The organism is Mesorhizobium sp. M0768 (genome assembly GCF_040320195.1).
Taxonomy (GTDB): domain Bacteria; phylum Pseudomonadota; class Alphaproteobacteria; order Rhizobiales; family Rhizobiaceae; genus Mesorhizobium.
Genome location: NZ_JAMYPD010000009.1, coordinates 72,561 through 90,735, shown reverse-complemented (window position 1 = coordinate 90,735; position 18,175 = coordinate 72,561). Strand labels below are relative to the sequence as shown.

The window sequence follows — 18,175 nt, the reverse complement described above, 5'->3', positions numbered from 1 at the left end:
AAAGGACCTGACACCGGACGGGGCAGAAGCAATATGAGGATTTCCATGGCTGATCCCGTTCGCAATTATCAGACGCGCGCCGTGCCCGGCGCCGGCGTCGATGCTGCCATCGACCAGGGCCTGCGGGCCTACATGATCAAGGTCTACAATCTGATGGGGCTTGGCCTCCTCATCACCGGCCTTGCCGCGGTCGGCACAATCATGCTGGCCACTACCAGCGATCCCGCCTCGGCGGTCGCGACGTTGCCAAGCGGCGAGATGCTGACCTCGTTCGGCTACGCGATCTTCGGCTCGCCGCTGAAATGGCTGGTGATCTTCGCCCCGCTGGCAGCGGTGATGTTCCTGTCGTTCCGCGTCCAGTCGATGAGCGTTTCGGCCGCGCAGACGACATTCTGGGTCTACGCCGGCCTCGTCGGCCTGTCGCTGTCGTCGATCTTCCTGGTCTACACCACCGCCAGCATCTCGCAGACCTTCTTCGCCACCGCCGCCGCCTTTGGCGGGCTGTCGCTCTACGGCTACACGACCAAGCGCGATCTCTCGGCGTTCGGGTCATTCCTGGTCATGGGCCTGGTCGGCCTGATCATCGCGATGGTGATCAACATCTTCCTGCAGTCGTCGGCGCTTTCCTTCGCCGTTTCGGCGATCGGCGTGCTGATCTTCGCTGGCCTCACCGCCTACGACACGCAGAACATCAAGGAGATGTACTTCGAGGGCGACGAGACCGATGTCGCCGGCCGCAAGGCGATCATGGGCGCATTGAGGCTCTATCTCGACTTCATCAACCTGTTTATGTTTCTGCTGCAGTTCATGGGCGACCGTCGCTAAGTACGGTTTTCCTGGACCAGCGAGTTTGGAAAGGGCGGCCCAATGGCCGCCCTTTTCTTTTGTCCCGGCTTTTGCTGTGATATAGGGCAGATGAACGACGTGCCTAAATTATGAGCAGCATCACGATACGCGCCGCGACATTGGCCGACCTTGACCAGATCACGGAAATCTATGCCGACGCGGTGATAAACGGCACGGCGAGCTACGAACTCGAACCGCCGAGCCGCGCCGAGATGGGCACGCGCTTCGACACTCTGATGGCGGGCGGCTTTCCCTATCTCGTTGCGGAAAAGGCCGGCGCCGTGCTCGGCTATGCCTATGCCGGGGCGTTCCGGCCGCGCCCGGCCTACCGCTTCGTCGTCGAGGATTCCGTCTATGTCGCGCCCGAGGCCAAAGGGCAAGGCGTCGGGCTGCTCTTGATGCAAGGGCTGATCGAAGCGGCCAAGGCGGCGGGTTTTCGCCAGATCATCGCGGTGATCGGCGACGGCCGGCCCGACAGCGCCTCGGTAAGGTTGCACGAGAAGCTCGGCTTTCGTCATTCCGGCCGCCTGGAAGGCTCAGGCTATAAGCACGGACGCTGGCTGGACACGGTTTTCATGCAGCTGCCGATCAACGGCGGGGCGTCCATCCCGCCTGATCCGCAATCGCTGCCCGAGCGCAAGTTCCGCCTGCAAAAATAAAGGGTTACGCCTCGACCAGCTTCAGTGTTCGGTCGAACACGCCAAGCACCCGGCCGAGTTCCTGGCCGCGCTTGAGGATGCGCCCGCCGGCGGCGATGACGGCGAACGCGCCTTGCCGGCGCGCCAGCTTCGGATCCTTGACGATCTGGAAAAGCGGCACTTCGCTGGTGCGGCGGAAGACGGAAAAAACGGCGCGGTCGGCGAGATGGTCGATGGCATAGTCGCGCCACTCATTGGCGGCAACCATACGGCCGTAGAGCCTGAGGATCTGGTCCAGTTCGCGCCGGTCGAACCGCACCGGCTGGTCGAGGCGTTCGCGTCTTGCCTCATGCAGCGGGATCAATATTGCGGATGCGTCCCCATCCTCCGTCCCGCTGCTGCGATCAGTCATGCCTGGATCCTCGCAATGAATCGTACGCCGACCAAAGTTGGCGCTTTCGTTGCCGAATTGCAAGGCCCGGCCGGGCAACGGCAGCACCGCGCGGTTTCTCCAGCGTCCAGTCACGTTTGCGAAACGCCTGTTGAAATTGGTGATGCTTTGCCACAATCCTGCCCTTTTTTATCCGTGCTCATGCCCCAATGTCCGACGAATTTACCGGCGTTGCCTGAGACGGTTCGGTCCGGCACCGGCTCGTAAACCCCAAGCCCCCCGCCCACGGGTCTGCGTCGGATCGAACCAACCTCGGTTTTTCCTTGGAAAGATCGGGTGCGACGATCCCAAAACCTAAATGACCGGCGTCAGAAGCAAGCTGACGCCGGTTTTTTATTAGCCGTGGCGATGCGATCCATCCAGATAGGCTGTCGTCGGAGGCTTGAGCGCGGTTATCCCTTCTCCCACAACAAGGGGAGAACGGGGGGCGCCCTATCTAAGGCTTGCGGATAAAGGCTGCGCCCAGGATCGGCCCGGGCATGCCGTCCTTGCCGACCGACTGCAGCAGCACGGCGCAGCCGCCCTTCTTGGCGATCTCGCTCATCGGCAGTTCGTAGCGCTGCGCCTTGCCGTGCCACATGCCGGCGGTCTGGATGCTGGAGACGGCGTTCCAGTAGGTCATGCTGCGGCCGCTGTTTTCGCCCTTGCCGATCTTTATCGTCTGCGGCGGATTGAAATAGACGATGACGACATGCGCGTCGGTTGGGCCGGTCACAGCGTCGCCGGCATCGATCATGACGCGATCGCTGGTCCGGCTGACCTTGATGCCGACGCGCATGCCTTCGCCGACCCTCTCCATGCGGGCCAGCGCGCCGTCGACTTCCTTGCGGCTGGCGCCGTTGACATGGCTGCGGCCGTTTATGACGGCTTGCGGGGTGTAGACGGAACGACTGCCGAAGGCGCGCATATACTCGTATTGCCGCTCGGTATTTTCCTTGCGGCTCAGCGTGTCCTGCCAGCCGAGGTAATCCCAATAATCGACATGATAGGCGAGCGCGACGATGTCCTCTTTGGCGGCGAGCTCGGCGAAGAATTCATCTGCCGGCGGACAGGAGTTGCATCCCTGGCTGGTGAAGAGCTCGACGACGCCTAATGGCTTGTCGGTTGGCTCGGCAAGGGCCCTGCCGGCAAACGCCGAGAGGGCCAGCGCAAGGGCCGCAAGCCGCAATGGTCTTCGAGATGGCATAGCCGTTCCGATCCCGCCGGTGACGCCGGCTTTGTTCTGGTTGTCGAAATATGTGGCAGAAGCGGCAGTCAACGGGAAGTCACGTTGCGGTGAAATTTTGCCGTTGCAACCGCTGGCAAGGGCGCAATAGGTGGACTTGCACTTTACGATGGAAGCGATTCGGGCGGCAATCAGCATGTGGCAATCTCTCCTGGCGCCGGTCGACCTCTATTGCGAACGGACGGGGCCGGAATTCTGGGCCGAACCGCTAAATGCGCTGAGCAATCTGGCTTTTTTTGCCGCCGGGCTATGGGGTGTCTGGCAGGTGCGCAAGCGCGGCACCGGCACCTTCGCCGAAGTGCTGGCCTGGTGGGTGGTGGCGATCGGCGTCGGCTCGTCGCTGTTCCACACCTTTGCCAACCGTGGCACGGTCTGGGCCGACGTGCTGCCGATCGCCGGGTTCACGCTGGCCTACACGCTGTTCAACCTGCGGCGTTTTCTCGGCATGAAATGGGGCAAGGCGATCGCCATTTTCGTCGCCTTCTATGCCGTCGCCGGGCTGGTGACCTTTGCCGTGCCCGACTGGCTGCGCCAGGCGTCGAACGGGACGACCGGCTATCTGCCGCCCTTCCTGGCGCTCGCCTTCTTCGGGGCCATGGTGGCGGCCAGCGGCAACCGTGCCGGCTGGTACAATCTGGCGGGCTCGGCGATCTTCGTCGTGTCGGTCATCTGCCGGATGATCGATCCGCTGGTCTGCGGCGGCTTTCCGCTCGGCACGCATTTCCTGTGGCACATATTCAACGGGCTGATGCTCGGCGTGCTGCTGGCGGCGACAGCGCGGTTCGGAAAGCCGGGAATTAGGGCAGTAGGGCAGTAGGGCAGTAGGGCAGTAGGGCAGTAGGGGAATAAGTCGCTTCTCCTTGCTTCACCCTACTGCCCTACTGCCTTATTGCCCTACTCCCTTAAGCGGCCAGATCGCGCAGCACGTATTGCAGGATGCCGCCATTCTTGAAGTAGTCGAGCTCGTCCAGCGTATCGATGCGGCAGATGATCGGAACCTCTTTGACGCTGCCGTCGCCGTAGGTGATCCTGGCGATCATCTTCTGCCGAGGCTTGATGTTGCCCAGTCCGTCGATCTCGACCAGTTCGTCGCCCTTGAGGTTGAGCGAGGCCCATGAGGTGCCTTCCTCGAAGACGAAGGGGATCACGCCCATGCCGACAAGGTTGGAGCGGTGGATGCGCTCGAAGGACTGGGCGATGACCGCGCGGACGCCCAGCAAATTGGTGCCCTTGGCCGCCCAGTCACGCGACGAGCCGTTGCCATATTCGACGCCGGCGAAGATGACCAGCGGCACGCCTTCCTTCTTGTATCGCATGGCGGCGTCGTAGATCGATTCCTCTTCTTTCGACGGGTAATGGATGGTGTAGCCGCCCTCGCGGCCGTTCTCGCCCAGCATGTGGTTGCGGATGCGGATGTTGGCGAAGGTGCCGCGCATCATTACCTCATGATTGCCGCGGCGCGTGCCGTACTGGTTGAAATCGGCGACGCCGACGCCGTGGTCGGTGAGGTACTTGCCGGCCGGCGAGGCCGCCTTGATCGAACCGGCCGGCGAAATGTGGTCGGTGGTGATCTTGTCGCCGAACAGACCGAGCACGCGCGCGCCCTTGATATCGCCGATCTTGCCGAAGCCCGACGTCATGCCGGCGAAATAGGGCGGGTTTTGCACATAGGTGGAATTGTCGTCCCAGGCATAGGTCTGGCCTTCCGGCGCCTTGACGTTCTGCCAGTACTCGTCGCCCTTGAAGACGTCGGCATATTTGCGGGCGAACAATTCGCGCGTGACGTTCTTCTCGATGAATTCCTGGATCTCGACCGAACTCGGCCAGATATCCTTGAGATAGACCGGATTGCCGTTGCGATCCTCGCCGAGCGGTTCGGTGGTCAGATCCTTGGTCACGGTCCCGGCCAGCGCGTGGGCGACGACCAGTGGCGGCGAGGCGAGATAGTTCGCCTGCACGTCGGGCGAGACGCGGCCTTCGAAATTGCGGTTGCCGGACAAGACTGCTGCAGCAATCAGGCCCTTATCGTTGATGGTCTTGGAGATCGGCGCCGGCAACGGGCCGGAATTGCCGATGCAGGTGGTGCAGCCGAAGCCGACCAGGTTGAAGCCGATCTGGTCGAGCTCCTTCTGCAGGCCGGATTTCTCGAGATATTCGGCGACGACCTGACTGCCCGGCGCCAATGAGGTCTTGACCCACGGCTTCTGCTTGAGGCCGAGCCGGTTGGCATTGCGCGCCAACAGCCCGGCGCCGATCAGCACGCTCGGGTTCGAGGTGTTGGTGCAGGAGGTGATGGCGGCGATGACCACATCGCCATGGCCAAGATCGTAGTTCGTGCCGTCGACGGCATAGCGCTTGTCGATTTCGGCGGCCTTCCTGTATTCGGACTCCATGGCCTTGGCGAAGCCGGCCGGAATGTCTTCAAGTGCGACCCGGCCTTCCGGCCGCTTCGGCCCGGCCATCGACGGGACGACACTGCCGAGATCGAGCTCCAGCAGGTCGGTGAAGACCGGATCGGCCGAGCCGGCGTCGCGCCACAAGCCTTGCGCCTTCGAATAAGCCTCGACCAGGGCGATGCGGCTTTCGTCGCGACCGGACATGGTCAGATAGCGGATCGTTTCGCTGTCGACCGGGAAGAAGCCGCAGGTGGCGCCATATTCCGGCGCCATGTTGCCGATGGTGGCGCGGTCGGCCAGCGTCATGTTGGACAGGCCCGGCCCGAAGAATTCGACGAACTTGCCGACGACGCCCTTCTTGCGCAGCATCTGGGTGACGGTGAGCACCAGGTCGGTGGCGGTGACGCCTTCTCTCAGCCTGCCGGTGAGCCGGAAGCCGATGACTTCAGGCAGCAGCATGGAGACCGGCTGGCCAAGCATCGCGGCCTCCGCCTCGATGCCGCCGACGCCCCAGCCGAGAACGCCGAGGCCGTTGATCATCGTGGTATGTGAATCGGTGCCGACGCAGGTGTCGGGATAGGCGGTGGTCTCGCCGTCTTCGCTGTTGGTCCACACGACCTGACCGAGATATTCGAGATTGACCTGATGGCAGATGCCAGTGCCGGGCGGCACGACGCGGAAATTGCGGAACGCCTGCTGGCCCCATTTCAGGAATTTGTAGCGTTCCTCGTTGCGCTCATATTCAAGCTCGACATTGCGGGCGAAAGCCAGTGGCGTGCCGAATTCGTCGACGATGACCGAGTGGTCGATGACCAGATCGACCGGCACCAGCGGATTGATCTTTTGCGGGTCGCCGCCGAGCGAGGCCATGGCGTCGCGCATGGCGGCAAGGTCGACCACGGCTGGAACGCCGGTGAAATCCTGCATCAGCACGCGAGCCGGGCGATAGGCGATCTCGACGCCGGCGGTGCCCCGGTCAGTCAGCCAGCCGGCGACCGCCTGGATGCTCTCCTTGGTAACGGAACGGCCGTCCTCGTTGCGCAGCAGATTCTCCAGCAGCACCTTCATCGAATAGGGCAATTGGGCAATACCGGTGAGGCCGTTCTTTTCGGCCTCGACAAGGTCATAGTAAACGTACTCGGTGCCGCTGGCGGTCAGCGTGCGGCGGCAATTGAAGCTGTCGAGTGATTTGGACACGTGCGATCCCTAACTGTCGGTTGCCGGAAGGGAACGGACGCCAGTGGGCATGCAAATCACGCGCAAAGGTGCGGGTACGGCCATTTCCGCTATCCGTTCCCAAGCGTCCGGGCCGTTCAAGGCGGCACGCGCGCTGGTTCGGCGCAAATTCGGTTCCCGTGCCGACCGCTGGCACGGATGATGCGGATATAGAGAATTTTCTGGAATAGTTCTAGACACGGAATCGCCATTTTTGGTGCGGCGCACCGAAGCCGCGCCTGAACTTTCGGCGAAGGGGGACGGATGCGGCTGATCGCCGAAAATCTGGGCGGCGAACGCGGCGGCGAGACGGTATTTTCCGGCATCGAATTCGCGCTGGGGGATGGCCAGGCGCTGGTCGTCACCGGGCCGAACGGCGCCGGCAAATCGACGCTGCTCAGGATCGTCGCCGGACTGTTGCCGGTGGCGGCAGGCCGTGTGCGGCTCGAAGGTGGTGGCGAAGACTTTCCGTCGGCCGCCTCGGCGTGTCACTATCTCGGCCACCTCAACGCGATGAAGACGGCGCTGAGCGTTACGGAAAACCTGTGCTTCTGGCGCGATTTTTCGGGCGCCGGTTCCGCGGGTGTTGAAGAGGCGCTGGAAACCGTCGGGCTGGGCGGCATCGGCCATCTGCCTTTCGGCTATCTCTCGACCGGGCAACGTCGCCGCGCGGCGATTGCAAAACTGCTGGTAAGCCACCGGCCATTGTGGCTGCTCGATGAGCCGACGGCAGGACTGGACAAGGCTTCGGAGGAGAGATTCGGCGAATTGATGGGGAAACACCTCGAGAGTGGGGGGATCGTGGTTGCGGCGACGCATTTGCCGCTGGGGATCGAGGGAAAGGAATTGAGGATGACCGGCTGATGTTGGCATTCCTTCACGGGCGAAAGCATCTCACATCATGCTAGCCCTCTTCCTGCGCGACATCCGCCTGAGTATCCGCGCCGGCGGCGGGGCGCTTACCGGCGTGATTTTCTTTCTCGCCGTTATCGCGACCATCCCCTTCGGCGTCGGTCCCGAGCTGAAGCTGCTGGCCCGCATCGGCCCGGCGATCCTGTGGATCGCCGCATTGCTGGCCTGCCTGCTCGGCCTCGACCGGCTGTTCCAGGCCGACCGCGAGGACGGCTCGCTCGATCTTCTGGTGCTTGGCAACGACCGGCACATGCTGGCCTTGACCGTTCTGACGAAATGCCTGGCGCATTGGGCGGGAAGCGTGCTGCCGCTGGTCATCGCCGCTCCCTTGCTCGGCCTGTTCATGAACATGGAGCCCATCGGCATCGGTGCGACGGCGCTGACGCTTCTGGTCGGTACGCCGGCGATCACCTTCATCGGTGCCGCCGGTGCCGCGGTGGCGGTGGCGCTGCCGCGCGGGGGCCTGCTGATCTCGGTGCTGGTGCTGCCGCTAACCATTCCCGTGCTGATCTTCGGCGTATCAGCAAGCTATGGCGCGGTGGCGAACCCCGATCCTTTTCTGCAGCCCTTCCTCATTCTCGCCGCGCTGACCCTGTTCCTTGCCGTGCTCGGGCCGGTGGCGGCGGCGCTGGCGCTTCGGCACGGAACGGATTGATGTGGCCGCTGCGCATAGAGAACCCGATCTTTCTCCAGACAATCTACGGCAACTATCCGGACCTGTCTTCCGTCGAGGTAACCAAGGCCGAAATCAATCGTGAAGGGCCTAGCATGTACCTTTCCTTCATCTCGACCGTCCTCCCCTACCGGCCCCCCGCCAAATGGGCGGCGTTCAATGCCGTGTCTTTCGGGCTTGAGTTCATCGCGGTCGAATCGATTAGCCTTCGCAAGTTCCGGAGCCATGGCTGGAGTGCAATCAGGATGTGGGATGACGCCGGTAGAATCCTGCTTACCTGCGAAGGGGCTGTCAGGCTGTCTCTGACGTGCCAATACATGCGTATCAAAAACATATCAGGTGTTTTGCGTTCGCAGTGACCTTCGGCTTGCGATAACCGCAAATCTGCCGCAGACCCGTTCATTGCGACAAACAGCCGGTGAGGCTATGAATTCCGCCGTGAGAAGCCTTGGATCGGGAAAATGAGCGTTCACGCCCTTTATGTCACCGCCGCCTATGCGATCACGGCCGTGGTGCTGGGTGGGCTGATCGGCTGGATTCTGCTCGACCAGCGCGGCCGCAAGCGAGAGCTTGCCGAGCTGGAGGCATCCGGCGTGCGCCGGCGCTCCGACAAGGCAGTAAAATCATGAGCACGGAAACCCAAACACCGGCGCGCCGCCGCCTGATCGTGCTGCTGCCGCTGGTGGTCTTTCTCGGGCTGGCGGGATTGTTCCTGGCGCAGCTTTTGTCCGGGCGCGACGTGTCGGAAGTGCCGTCAGCGCTGATCGGCCTGCCGGCGCCGCAGACCAACCTGCCGGCGCTCGAAGGCACCAATTTGCCGGGCCTCGATTCAAAACAGTTCGCCGGCAAGGTGACGCTGGTCAACGTCTTCGCGTCCTGGTGCGCGCCGTGCCGCGAAGAGCATCCGGTGCTGCTGGCGCTGTCGCAGGACAGACGCTTCGTCATGGCGGCGCTGAACTACAAGGACCAGCCGGAAAACGCCCGTCGGTTCCTTGGCGATCTCGGCAATCCATTCCAGGCGATCGGCGTCGACCAAGCCGGACGCACGGCGATCGACTGGGGTGTCTACGGCGTGCCGGAAACCTTCGTCATCGGCAAGGATGGCAAGATCGCCTATAAGCATGTCGGGCCGCTGACGCCGGACTCGGCGCGGACGCTGCTGTTACCCGAAATCGAGAAGGCGCTCGCGGCTCCGGGCTGAGACACCTGAAACGCGATGGACGAACGAGACATCCGCGATCATTTTCTGGCACAGGCGAAAGCCTGCGATGGACTTGGCTCGCCTTTCACCGCGAATTTATGCCGTGCGCTCGCTAAGGTTCTCGACGCAAACACCAGGACCGGGCAGGCGGTGCTCGGTTGGCCGGGCGACGCGCGCGCCGACGCCCTCGCATTGCGGCTTTGCGGCGCGCTGCATGGGTTGGTCCTGACGGGTGCCAATGAGCGATTGGCACTGATCTATCCGCCCAACCAGACAAGCGAATCCGAGATCGCGGCGGTGCTGCCGGAGGCAATTGCGCGATCCGACGAGCGGATCGTCGCCGGCCTCGCCGGTGCGCCGCAGACCAATGAAATCGCCCGGTCGGCGATGCTGCTGCCTGGATTTCTGACGGTCGCGCGGGAAACCGGCCTGCCGCTGGACTTGTGCGAGATTGGCGCCAGCGCTGGGCTCAATTCCTGTTCGACAGCTTTCACTACCGCTACGGCGATGCCGAGTGGGGCGACCGGACCTCCACCGTTCGGTTGGCGCCGGAGGTGCGCGGACTCGCTGTTCCGCTTGGTGGAGCGATCGACGTCCGCCACCGCGCCGGCTGTGACATCGCGCCGGTAGATGTCGCCGACGCAGCCACACGGTTACGGCTTCGGTCTTACGTCTGGGCCGATCAGGCTACGCGGCTGGCCCGGCTCGACGCTGCGCTGTCACTTGCCGAAAAGTTTCGACCGCCACTTGTCAAAGCGGACGCGGCGGATTTTGTCGGGAAGGCGCTGGCCGCGCGGCGGGAGGGTGGCGCTTTTGTGCTCTATCATTCGATCATGTGGCAATACCTGCCGCGGGCGACCAAGGATGCGATCATCGTCGCCCTGGAGCAGGCGGGCAGACAGGCCACGGCCGCTGCGCCTATCGCAAGGCTGAGGATGGAGCCGCGCGATCCCACAAACAATTGGGCGGTACTCAGCCTGACTTTATGGCCGGGCGGCGAGACGCACCGCCTGGCCCATTGCGATTACCACGGCCGCTGGATCGAATGGGTGGGCTAAGCCCGATCCCATTCACTCAGCCGTAGATCTGCTTGTGGACCTGGTAGAGCATTTCTGAGCGGTCGGCGCGCATGTCGGCGAGGTCGCGGCTGCTGAAGCTGTCGATTTCGGCGACGAGGCGGTTGTAATGCCGGCGCTTGGCGATGCTGGCGCGAGCGCGGCCCATGAGGCTGTCGATGATCATAGCGAGTTTCCTTTTGCGCCGCATTTCGCGGCCAGTTGTTCCTCCCTTGATCGATACGGAGCATGACATAGTTATGGTGCGTTGCAAAAATAAGATGTTGCAATGCACCATTGCGCTGGGCGCATAGCCGGTTAACGGGATGTGACCTGCCGTCCGGGCCAGCATTCGCTTCCATAATGCTTCAGACGCATCATCGATCTTGCCATATCGATCGCAGGCTGGCTTGATCGCGCCCTTGCCAAGCGACTGCTACCGGGAGGAACCATGGCCAGCGAATTCTACGAAGTTCTCGATCCGCGCTTTTCGCGGCTTTTCAACGGCAATGCACAGGTGGACAGGCTGTTTACCGGCTGCCGATGGGCGGAAGGACCGGCCTGGTTTGCAGCCGGGCGCTATGTGGTTTGGTCCGACATCCCGAACAATCGCATGCTGCGTTACGACGAGACCGACGGCAGCGTCAGCGTGTTCCGTCAGCCGTCCGGCAATTCCAACGGCAACACCGTCGACCGGCAAGGCCGGCTGGTTACTTGCGAGCATTCCGGCCGCCGCGTCAGCCGCACCGAGCATGACGGCTCGGTCATCACCATCACCGACAAATGGCGCGGCAAGCGGCTGAACTCGCCCAATGACGCGGTGGTCAAGTCCGATGGCTCGATCTGGTTCACCGATCCGAGCTACGGCATCGATACCGATTACGAGGGCGACAAGGCCGAAAGCGAAATCGGCGCCTGCCATGTCTACCGGGTCGATCCCGGCACCGGCGAGACCGAGGCGGTGATCACCGACATGGTCAGGCCCAACGGGCTCGCCTTCTCGCTCGACGAGCGCCAACTCTATGTCGCGGATACCGGCCGCACGCATGGTGCGCAAAATCCGGCGCACATCCGGGTGTTCAATGTCGGCCAGGGCGGCAAGACGGTCTCAGGCGAAAAGGTCTTTGCAGACTGCACCGCCGGCCTGTTCGACGGTTTCAGGCTGGATGCGGACGGCCGCATCTGGACCAGTGCCGCCGACGGGGTCCATTGCTACGATCCGGACGGGACGCTGATCGGCAAGGTCAAGGTACCAGAAGTCGTTGCTAATTGCGTGTTCGGCGGCAACAAGCTGAACTGCCTCTACATCGCCGGCACCACATCGCTCTACATGGTCCGGCTCATGGTCAACGGCGCCAAAACCTACTGAGCGGCCGCCAAGCATATGCAAGGGAGGGAACCATGCCATTCGTGAATATCCGCCTGGTCAAGGAGGCGATTGCCGATGACCCGGCCGGCAAAAAGGCCGCGATCGCCGCCCAGGTGACAGCGGCCATCACCGGCGTCACCGGCCTGACCAACAACGATGTCTGGGTGGTTTTCGAGGAGGTCGCTGCACGCGACTGGTTCGTCGGCGAGACCGACGTCGAGACGCGGAGGAGCAAGGGATAGTTCCCGGCACAGATTGGCCGCAGCTCCTAGCGTCGTCATCCCGGGGCGGAGCAGGAGCGAAACTCCGTCGCGGAGACCCTGGGATGGCGAAAGCACGGTCCGGCGTTCACCGCGAGCGGATGAACTCCGCGAAGGCGGATAGGGCATCGCGCATCGTCAGCCGGTTTTCCGGCTGCGATAAGATATCCTCCACCTCCGGCGGCTTCTTGCCGAGCAGCGCTATTTCGAGGTTCCTCATGGAGCGCAAAAGACATTGTCCGCATGATCTCGATCAGTGCGGCGCGGGCAAACAGCGAGCGCGGCGAGGCATGCACCAGCATGGCTGGCTTGCCAACGGCGGCATCGCGCGACACCAGCCAGTCAAGCGCGTTCTTCAGGCCGCCTTGCACACCGTGAGCATATTCCGGGCAGGAGACGATGACGCCGTCAGCGGCGGTGACCGCATCGATCAGCACTGCTGGTTGCGGCGGCGTCCGCTCGCCTTCGTCGTCGGGGTTGAAGATCGGCAGCCGGCCAAGCCCATCATAGACGGAGACGCGACAGTCCGGCGGCGCGTTTTGCGCGAGTGCCGCGACCAGGGCCGAATTGGTCGAGGCGGCGCGCAGGCTGCCGGAGATGGCGAGGATGTTCAGCAAAGGAATGGAGACCGGCTTGGGCGATTCGTTGCCGGGCACGCTACCACATAGTCTCCCTGTATTCCTCATCCAGCCAGCGGTCGGTCGCCTCGGCCGAATCGGCGAGCGCCAGCTGGTCGCGCAGGATCTGGCCGAGCGTCGGCAGCGTCGCGCGGTCGTACCAGCTCTCCGGCTTCCACAGTTCGGAGCGCATGAAGGCCTTGGCGCAATGCATATAGGCGGCCTTGACCGTCACCACGACGACGCTTTGCGGCGCCTTGCCGTCGACCGCCAGCCGCTCGCGTAACGCCGCATCGACGGTGATGCGGGCATCGCCGTTGACACGCAGCGTCTCGTTCATGCCGGGAATGAGGAAGAGCAGCCCGACCGAGGGATTGAGAAGGATGTTCTCCAGCGTGTCGAGCCGGTTGTTGCCCGGCCGGTCGGGGATGGCGATGGTCTTCTCGTCGAGCACTGCCACAAAACCCGGCCTGTCGCCCTTGGGCGTCACATCGGCATTGCCGGCGCCGTCGGACGAGCCGATCAGCACGAACGGGCTCTTGCCGATGAATGAACGGCAGTGGCCGTCCAATGTCTTCAATTCCTTGCGGATCGAGCCGTCGGTCAGCCGAGGCGTCTTGTAGATCGTCCTCAACTCGTCGCGCGTGGTGATGAATTCCATGCCCCTCTCCCCTTATTCTGATGCAATTCCCTAGGGAAAACGCTACGCGCTTTTCCCGGGAAAACCGCTACACACTTTCCTGGAATTGCTCTATTTGCCGGCCTTCTCTTCCTTGCCGGCCTTGTCCTCGAGCGAATGGCGCAGGATCAACCGCATTTGGCTTAACGTGAAGACAAGGGTAATGGGAATCGTGCCCCAGACCTTGAAATAAAGCCAGGCTTCCTCAGAAAAGTTGCGCCACACGATCTCGTTCAGCGCAGCCAGAAAAAGGAAGAAGAGTCCCCATCGGAAAGTGAGCTTGCGCCAGCCTTCGGCGTCGAGATTGAAGGCGGAATCAAAGACATAGCCCAACAGCGATCTGCCAAACGCCAACCCGCCAAGCAACGTGATGCCGAACAGGCTGTTGATGATTGTCGGCTTCATGAAAGCGAAGGTCTTGTCCTGCAGCCACAGCGCCAGCGCGCCAAACACAAACACCACGATGGCCGAGACCAACGGCATGATCGGCCAGCTACGCGTCAAAATCCACGAAACGCTGAGCGACAGTGCCGTCGCCACCATAAAGAACGCTGTGGCAATCAGGATAGGCTCGCCGATATGGCCGAGGATCGGAAACTTCCCGACAAGCCACGCGCCGCGGATGGTGGTGAAAAAGAACACCAGGCCAGGCCCGAGTTCGAGCAGGAATTTCAGGCCGGGGTTCAACGCCCTGCGTCGCGGATCGGACGGGTCGCCTTCGAGGATGGGTGGGTTCATAGCGTCCTTCTTACGCATGATCCAATCCAAAGAGCCTGCAACTTTTCGGAATCATGCTCGTCAAGCCACTCCAGCGATCGCCCTGGCGAATTCGCTTGCGGAAAAGGGTTCGAGGTCGTCGACCTGTTCGCCGACGCCGATGAAATAGACCGGCAATTTGTGCTTTGCCGCGATCGCCACCAGAATACCGCCGCGCGCCGTGCCGTCCAGCTTGGTCATCACCAGGCCGTTGACGCCGGCGACATTGCGGAAGATCTCGACCTGGTTGAGCGCATTCTGGCCGGTGGTGGCATCGACCGTCTGCAGCACGGTGTGCGGCGCTTCCGGATCGAGCTTGCCCAGCACCCGGACGATCTTTTCCAGTTCCGCCATCAGTTCGGTCTTGTTCTGCAGCCGCCCGGCGGTGTCGATGATCAGCACGTCGGAGCCGGCCTCCTTCGCGCGCTCGAATGCATCGTAGGCGAGGCCGGCGGCATCGGCGCCGAGCTTCGAGGCAATGACCGGCGAGTTGGTGCGCTCGCCCCAGATCTTCAGCTGCTCGATCGCGGCGGCGCGAAAAGTGTCGCCGGCGGCGAGCATCACCGAGAGGCCGCCATCGGTCAGCTTTGCCGCCAGCTTGCCGATGGTTGTGGTCTTCCCCGTGCCGTTGACACCGACGACCAGGATGACATGCGGCTTGTGGCTGAGATCGAGTTCTAGCGGCATGGCGACATGGGTCAGTACCTTCTCCACCTCGGCCGCCATGATGGCGCGGACTTCGGTGTCGGAGACGTCCTTGCCGTAGCGGCTGGCGGAGAGCGCGTCGGTAACGCGCAAAGCCGTCTCCATGCCGAGATCGGCGCGGATCAGCACGTCCTCCAGGTCCTGCAGCGTGTCCTCGTCAAGCTTCCGCTTGGTGAAGACGCCGGCGATGTTGCCCGACAGCTCCCGGGACGAGCGGGCAAGCCCGTCTCGCATGCGCTGGAACCAGGAACGCCTCGGCGCCGGTTCGGGCGCCTTCTGCGGCTCGGCTTTCTGCTCGACCTTCTTGGTTACGGTGACTTTGCCGGGGGCGGGCTTTGGCTCCGGCGCTGGTTGCGGAACGGCTTCCGGCTCGGGCTTTACCTCCCCCTCGATGGGAGGGTGGGGCGCCGGCAGGACCTCCGGTTCGGGCGCGATCTCGCTCAAGATCGGTTTCGTCTCGGCCGGCGCTGGCTGGCGGATCGGGGGCGGTATTTCGGCGGGCGGGACTTCGCGCGCTGGCGCTGCTGAGGGAGCCTCGGTGGGCACTACCGGCACTTCGACGGGTGCAGGTTCCGGCTGGGAGGGGACGATTTCTGGCTGCTGCGGCTCGGCCCGGATCTCCTCCGGTTCCTCAGCAGGCGTTTCCGGCTCGGGTGGAATGGTCGGCGGCGGCTCAGGCTTCTGCTCTTCCGGCGCCGGTTGCGGTGCCGGAGGCAACTCTGGTTCGACTGGCGGTGGAGGTACGGCTTCGACTTCGGGTCGCGACTCGTCGCGTTTCAAAAACTCCGGGACGGCCTGCTCGGCGGCCGGTTTCAGCGCCTCCAGTTCGTCCCATTTGATCGGCGGCAGCGGCGCGGCCTCGTCGGGCCGCTCCTCGACGACTTCCTTCTTGCCGAACGAAAATATCTTCTTGAAAAACCCAGCCATGTCTTGCGCTCTCAGGCGGCGCGGGCGGCAAGCGGCGCGGCGATCAGTCGGATACCGTCATGGCCGGCGATATCAGCCTCGACAATGTCGCCCGGAGCGCCGGCAGAGACCGCGGCCAGCGTAAACCCTTCGGTGCGGCCAAGGCCGTCACGCTCGACCAGGATCGACTGATGCGTTCCAGCGAGCGAGGCAAGATGGCGGCGATAGGCGGCCTCGCCGGCGGCGCGCAGGCGTGCCGCGCGTTGCTTGACGACGTCGCGGCGGAGCTGCGGCATGCGCGCGGCGGGCGTGCCCTGGCGCGGCGAAAACGGGAAGACGTGGAGATGCGTCAGGCCGCATTCCTCGACGATCTCCAGCGAGTTTTCGAACATGGCGTCCGTCTCGGTCGGGAAGCCGGCGATGATGTCGGCGCCGAAAACAATGCCGGGGCGCAGTTTGCGCACATCCTCGCAAAAGCGGATCGACTGGTCGCGGCTGTGCCGGCGCTTCATCCGCTTCAGGATCATGTCGTCACCCGATTGCAGCGACAGATGCAGATGCGGCATCAGCCTCGGCTCGGTGGCGATGGCGTCCAGCAGATCGTCGTCGGCTTCGATCGAGTCGATCGAGGAAAGCCGCAGGCGTTTCACGTCTGGCACCTGCTTCAGGATGGTCTTGACCAATTTGCCGAGCTTCGGTGCGCCCGGCAGATCGGCGCCAAAACTGGTCATGTCGACGCCGGTCAGCACGATCTCGGCATAACCATTGCCGACGAGTCGCTTGATCTGCTCGACCACGGCGCCCATCGGCACCGAGCGCGAATTGCCGCGACCGTACGGAATGATGCAGAAGGTGCAGCGATGGTCGCAGCCGTTCTGCACCTGGACAAAAGCGCGCGCCCGGCCCTCGATGGCGTCGACCATGTGGGCGGCCGTCTCGCGCACCGAAAAGATATCGTTGACGCGCGCCTTCTCAGTGTCGTTGATGCCGAAATCCGGCAGCGCGCGATAGGAATGCGCCTTCAGCTTTTCCTCATTGCCGAGGACGAGATCGACCTCGTCCATGGCGACGAAATCCTGCGGGCCGGTCTGCGCGGCGCAGCCGGTGACGATGATGCGGGCGGCCGGGTTCTCACGGCGGGCTTTTCTGATCGACTGCTTGGCCTGGCGTACAGCCTCGCCGGTGACGGCGCAGGTGTTGAAGATGATGGCACCGCCTTCGAGGCCGCCGAGGCCCGCACTTTCGGCTTCACGCCGCATCACCTCGGATTCATAGGTGTTCAGCCGGCAGCCGAAGGTGACGACCTCGATACCCTTGTTGCCAAGAGGAGCCATCAGGCGGCGCTTTCGGTGTCGCGCGCCCACGCCCCGGTCGACGGATCGAAGCTGCCGGAAAATTCCCATTCGGCGGCACCGGTGAGGATGACGTGGTCGTCGTCGCGCCACAAAACATGCAGCGAGCCGCCGCCGGGCGTCATCAGCGTGACGCCGCGGCCGGTACGCCGGGTGCGGGACGCGGCGACCACAGCGGCGCAAGCAGCCGTGCCGCAGGCCTTGGTCAGACCGGCGCCGCGCTCCCAGGTGCGGATGGCCATGGTCTCCGGCGAGGTCACCTGCGCGATGGTGATGTTGGCGCGCTCGGGGAAGATCGGATGGTTTTCGAGCAGCGGGCCGAAGCGCTCGAGCTCGTACGACCAGACGTCGCGGTCGACCCAGAAGATGGCGTGCGGATTGCCCATCGAGACGACCGACGGCGAATGCAGCACCGGAGCATCGATCGGACCGATCTGCAGCTCGATCATGCGGGTGTCGCGGAATTCCTCGGTCAGCGGGATGTCCTGCCAGCCAAAGCGCGGCCTGCCCATGTCGACCGAGATCATTCCGTCGGCATGTTCCTCGGCATTGAGGATGCCGGCGACTGTTTCAAAGGCAAATGTCTTCTGGCCGGTCTCGGCGGCGAGCGCCTGGACGACACAACGCATGCCGTTGCCGCAGGCTTGCGCCCTGGTTCCGTCGGAATTCAAGATGTCGATGAAAAAGGCGGTGCCCGGCGTCCTGGGGTCGTGGATCGCCATGATCTGGTCGAACCTGGTCGCCGCATCGGCATTAAGCGCGACGGCTGCCGCAGGCGTCACGCGATCGGCACGGCCACGCATATCGGCAACGATGATTTCGTTGCCGATGCCGTTCATCTTGGCGAAAGGGGCCGCGCTTGCCATCGATCGAAAGGTCTCTTGCCGTTTGGCGCCTATATGGCGGATAGCGGCAGAAA

Annotated in this window: 20 protein-coding genes and 1 pseudogene; 11 read left to right on the top strand and 10 right to left on the bottom strand. The window is 63.2% G+C overall.

What is annotated here, in order from left to right:
* The first annotated feature begins 45 nt into the window (after positions 1 to 45).
* Positions 46 to 825, top strand: coding sequence for a Bax inhibitor-1/YccA family protein (locus tag NKI08_RS14560; RefSeq protein WP_254817871.1), 780 nt, complete (start codon positions 46 to 48; stop codon positions 823 to 825).
* Positions 826 to 935: 110 nt separating this feature from the next.
* Entirely contained in the window at positions 936 to 1,505 is a 570-nt protein-coding gene (locus tag NKI08_RS14555) for a GNAT family N-acetyltransferase (protein ID WP_352470829.1), read from the top strand.
* Positions 1,506 to 1,509: 4 nt separating this feature from the next.
* Here the strand turns inward: NKI08_RS14555 and NKI08_RS14550 are convergent, their stop codons facing one another.
* Positions 1,510 to 1,896: a DUF2794 domain-containing protein gene (locus NKI08_RS14550; RefSeq protein ID WP_031212724.1), complete on the bottom strand. Its 387-nt coding sequence runs from the start codon at positions 1,894 to 1,896 to the stop codon at positions 1,510 to 1,512.
* A gap of 475 nt (positions 1,897 to 2,371) precedes the next feature.
* Positions 2,372 to 3,121 carry a DUF1223 domain-containing protein gene (locus tag NKI08_RS14545; protein WP_352470828.1) on the bottom strand — a complete coding sequence of 250 codons (750 nt, stop codon included), beginning with the start codon at positions 3,119 to 3,121 and terminating at the stop codon, positions 2,372 to 2,374.
* Between the two features lie 175 nt (positions 3,122 to 3,296).
* On the opposite strand from NKI08_RS14545, the gene NKI08_RS14540 reads away from it, so the two are divergent.
* Positions 3,297 to 3,977: a ceramidase domain-containing protein gene (locus tag NKI08_RS14540; protein WP_352470827.1), complete on the top strand. Its 681-nt coding sequence runs from the start codon at positions 3,297 to 3,299 to the stop codon at positions 3,975 to 3,977.
* A gap of 85 nt (positions 3,978 to 4,062) precedes the next feature.
* On the opposite strand, the gene acnA is transcribed toward NKI08_RS14540, so the two are convergent.
* A complete protein-coding gene (gene acnA, locus NKI08_RS14535) occupies positions 4,063 to 6,753 on the bottom strand; it encodes an aconitate hydratase AcnA (protein WP_352770290.1) in 2,691 nt (896 codons plus the stop codon).
* A 282-nt stretch (positions 6,754 to 7,035) separates the two neighbouring features.
* Between acnA and ccmA the strand changes: the two genes are divergently transcribed.
* The 6 genes and pseudogenes from ccmA to NKI08_RS14505 all read left to right on the top strand — a co-directional run bounded on the left by ccmA (position 7,036) and on the right by NKI08_RS14505 (position 10,615).
* Positions 7,036 to 7,635: a heme ABC exporter ATP-binding protein CcmA gene (ccmA, locus tag NKI08_RS14530; protein WP_352491649.1), complete on the top strand. Its 600-nt coding sequence runs from the start codon at positions 7,036 to 7,038 to the stop codon at positions 7,633 to 7,635.
* Positions 7,636 to 7,672: 37 nt separating this feature from the next.
* Positions 7,673 to 8,338 (top strand): heme exporter protein CcmB, encoded by a 666-nt coding sequence (ccmB, locus tag NKI08_RS14525; protein WP_352470824.1) that lies wholly within the window; start codon positions 7,673 to 7,675, stop codon positions 8,336 to 8,338.
* Complete coding sequence (locus tag NKI08_RS14520; RefSeq protein ID WP_352470823.1) at positions 8,338 to 8,715, top strand: Imm50 family immunity protein; 378 nt, start codon at positions 8,338 to 8,340, stop codon at positions 8,713 to 8,715. The genes ccmB and NKI08_RS14520 overlap by 1 nt, the downstream gene beginning before the upstream one ends.
* A gap of 102 nt (positions 8,716 to 8,817) precedes the next feature.
* On the top strand, positions 8,818 to 8,985 hold the full coding sequence (gene ccmD / locus NKI08_RS14515) for a heme exporter protein CcmD (protein ID WP_352456348.1): 168 nt from the start codon (positions 8,818 to 8,820) through the stop codon (positions 8,983 to 8,985).
* Complete coding sequence (locus NKI08_RS14510; protein ID WP_352491647.1) at positions 8,982 to 9,557, top strand: DsbE family thiol:disulfide interchange protein; 576 nt, start codon at positions 8,982 to 8,984, stop codon at positions 9,555 to 9,557. Before ccmD ends, NKI08_RS14510 begins: the two co-directional genes overlap by 4 nt.
* Positions 9,558 to 9,572: 15 nt before the next feature.
* A pseudogene (locus tag NKI08_RS14505) lies at positions 9,573 to 10,615 on the top strand (DUF2332 domain-containing protein).
* A 16-nt stretch (positions 10,616 to 10,631) separates the two neighbouring features.
* Here the strand turns inward: NKI08_RS14505 and NKI08_RS14500 are convergent.
* Complete coding sequence (locus NKI08_RS14500; protein WP_352770285.1) at positions 10,632 to 10,799, bottom strand: hypothetical protein; 168 nt, start codon at positions 10,797 to 10,799, stop codon at positions 10,632 to 10,634.
* 264 nt (positions 10,800 to 11,063) lie between these two features.
* On the opposite strand from NKI08_RS14500, the gene NKI08_RS14495 reads away from it, so the two are divergent.
* Both NKI08_RS14495 and NKI08_RS14490 read left to right on the top strand, forming a co-directional pair.
* Positions 11,064 to 11,981: an SMP-30/gluconolactonase/LRE family protein gene (locus tag NKI08_RS14495; RefSeq protein WP_352767356.1), complete on the top strand. Its 918-nt coding sequence runs from the start codon at positions 11,064 to 11,066 to the stop codon at positions 11,979 to 11,981.
* 32 nt (positions 11,982 to 12,013) lie between these two features.
* Positions 12,014 to 12,223, top strand: coding sequence for a tautomerase family protein (locus NKI08_RS14490; protein ID WP_352767358.1), 210 nt, complete (start codon positions 12,014 to 12,016; stop codon positions 12,221 to 12,223).
* Positions 12,224 to 12,258: 35 nt separating this feature from the next.
* On the opposite strand, the gene NKI08_RS14485 is transcribed toward NKI08_RS14490, so the two are convergent.
* From NKI08_RS14485 to dapF, 6 genes are all read right to left on the bottom strand, one after another.
* A complete protein-coding gene (locus tag NKI08_RS14485) occupies positions 12,259 to 12,897 on the bottom strand; it encodes an NADPH-dependent FMN reductase (protein ID WP_352770282.1) in 639 nt (212 codons plus the stop codon).
* Position 12,898: 1 nt separating this feature from the next.
* Positions 12,899 to 13,519 (bottom strand): pyridoxamine 5'-phosphate oxidase family protein, encoded by a 621-nt coding sequence (locus tag NKI08_RS14480; RefSeq protein ID WP_352491642.1) that lies wholly within the window; start codon positions 13,517 to 13,519, stop codon positions 12,899 to 12,901.
* 90 nt (positions 13,520 to 13,609) lie between these two features.
* Entirely contained in the window at positions 13,610 to 14,275 is a 666-nt protein-coding gene (locus NKI08_RS14475) for a septation protein A (RefSeq protein ID WP_352770463.1), read from the bottom strand.
* 60 nt (positions 14,276 to 14,335) lie between these two features.
* Entirely contained in the window at positions 14,336 to 15,925 is a 1,590-nt protein-coding gene (gene ftsY, locus NKI08_RS14470; protein ID WP_352770279.1) for a signal recognition particle-docking protein FtsY, read from the bottom strand.
* 11 nt (positions 15,926 to 15,936) lie between these two features.
* A complete protein-coding gene (gene mtaB / locus NKI08_RS14465; protein ID WP_352615477.1) occupies positions 15,937 to 17,238 on the bottom strand; it encodes a tRNA (N(6)-L-threonylcarbamoyladenosine(37)-C(2))-methylthiotransferase MtaB in 1,302 nt (433 codons plus the stop codon).
* Complete coding sequence (dapF, locus tag NKI08_RS14460; protein ID WP_352770276.1) at positions 17,238 to 18,122, bottom strand: diaminopimelate epimerase; 885 nt, start codon at positions 18,120 to 18,122, stop codon at positions 17,238 to 17,240. Before dapF ends, mtaB begins: the two co-directional genes overlap by 1 nt.
* Between the last annotated feature and the right edge of the window lie 53 nt (positions 18,123 to 18,175).

What these genes read in the sequence shown, in the direction of transcription:
- dapF (WP_352770276.1), bottom strand. Translation starts at nt 18,122, where the DNA reads ATGGCAAGCGCGGCCCCTTTCGCCAAGATGAACGGCATCGGCAACGAA.
- NKI08_RS14545 (WP_352470828.1), bottom strand. Translation starts at nt 3,121, where the DNA reads ATGCCATCTCGAAGACCATTGCGGCTTGCGGCCCTTGCGCTGGCCCTC.
- NKI08_RS14490 (WP_352767358.1), top strand. Translation starts at nt 12,014, where the DNA reads ATGCCATTCGTGAATATCCGCCTGGTCAAGGAGGCGATTGCCGATGAC.
- mtaB (WP_352615477.1), bottom strand. Translation starts at nt 17,238, where the DNA reads ATGGCTCCTCTTGGCAACAAGGGTATCGAGGTCGTCACCTTCGGCTGC.
- NKI08_RS14475 (WP_352770463.1), bottom strand. Translation starts at nt 14,275, where the DNA reads ATGAACCCACCCATCCTCGAAGGCGACCCGTCCGATCCGCGACGCAGG.
- ftsY (WP_352770279.1), bottom strand. Translation starts at nt 15,925, where the DNA reads ATGGCTGGGTTTTTCAAGAAGATATTTTCGTTCGGCAAGAAGGAAGTC.
- NKI08_RS14560 (WP_254817871.1), top strand. Translation starts at nt 46, where the DNA reads ATGGCTGATCCCGTTCGCAATTATCAGACGCGCGCCGTGCCCGGCGCC.
- NKI08_RS14555 (WP_352470829.1), top strand. Translation starts at nt 936, where the DNA reads ATGAGCAGCATCACGATACGCGCCGCGACATTGGCCGACCTTGACCAG.
- NKI08_RS14540 (WP_352470827.1), top strand. Translation starts at nt 3,297, where the DNA reads ATGTGGCAATCTCTCCTGGCGCCGGTCGACCTCTATTGCGAACGGACG.
- NKI08_RS14495 (WP_352767356.1), top strand. Translation starts at nt 11,064, where the DNA reads ATGGCCAGCGAATTCTACGAAGTTCTCGATCCGCGCTTTTCGCGGCTT.
- NKI08_RS14480 (WP_352491642.1), bottom strand. Translation starts at nt 13,519, where the DNA reads ATGGAATTCATCACCACGCGCGACGAGTTGAGGACGATCTACAAGACG.
- NKI08_RS14550 (WP_031212724.1), bottom strand. Translation starts at nt 1,896, where the DNA reads ATGACTGATCGCAGCAGCGGGACGGAGGATGGGGACGCATCCGCAATA.
- NKI08_RS14510 (WP_352491647.1), top strand. Translation starts at nt 8,982, where the DNA reads ATGAGCACGGAAACCCAAACACCGGCGCGCCGCCGCCTGATCGTGCTG.
- NKI08_RS14500 (WP_352770285.1), bottom strand. Translation starts at nt 10,799, where the DNA reads ATGATCATCGACAGCCTCATGGGCCGCGCTCGCGCCAGCATCGCCAAG.
- ccmA (WP_352491649.1), top strand. Translation starts at nt 7,036, where the DNA reads ATGCGGCTGATCGCCGAAAATCTGGGCGGCGAACGCGGCGGCGAGACG.
- NKI08_RS14520 (WP_352470823.1), top strand. Translation starts at nt 8,338, where the DNA reads ATGTGGCCGCTGCGCATAGAGAACCCGATCTTTCTCCAGACAATCTAC.
- ccmB (WP_352470824.1), top strand. Translation starts at nt 7,673, where the DNA reads ATGCTAGCCCTCTTCCTGCGCGACATCCGCCTGAGTATCCGCGCCGGC.
- ccmD (WP_352456348.1), top strand. Translation starts at nt 8,818, where the DNA reads ATGAGCGTTCACGCCCTTTATGTCACCGCCGCCTATGCGATCACGGCC.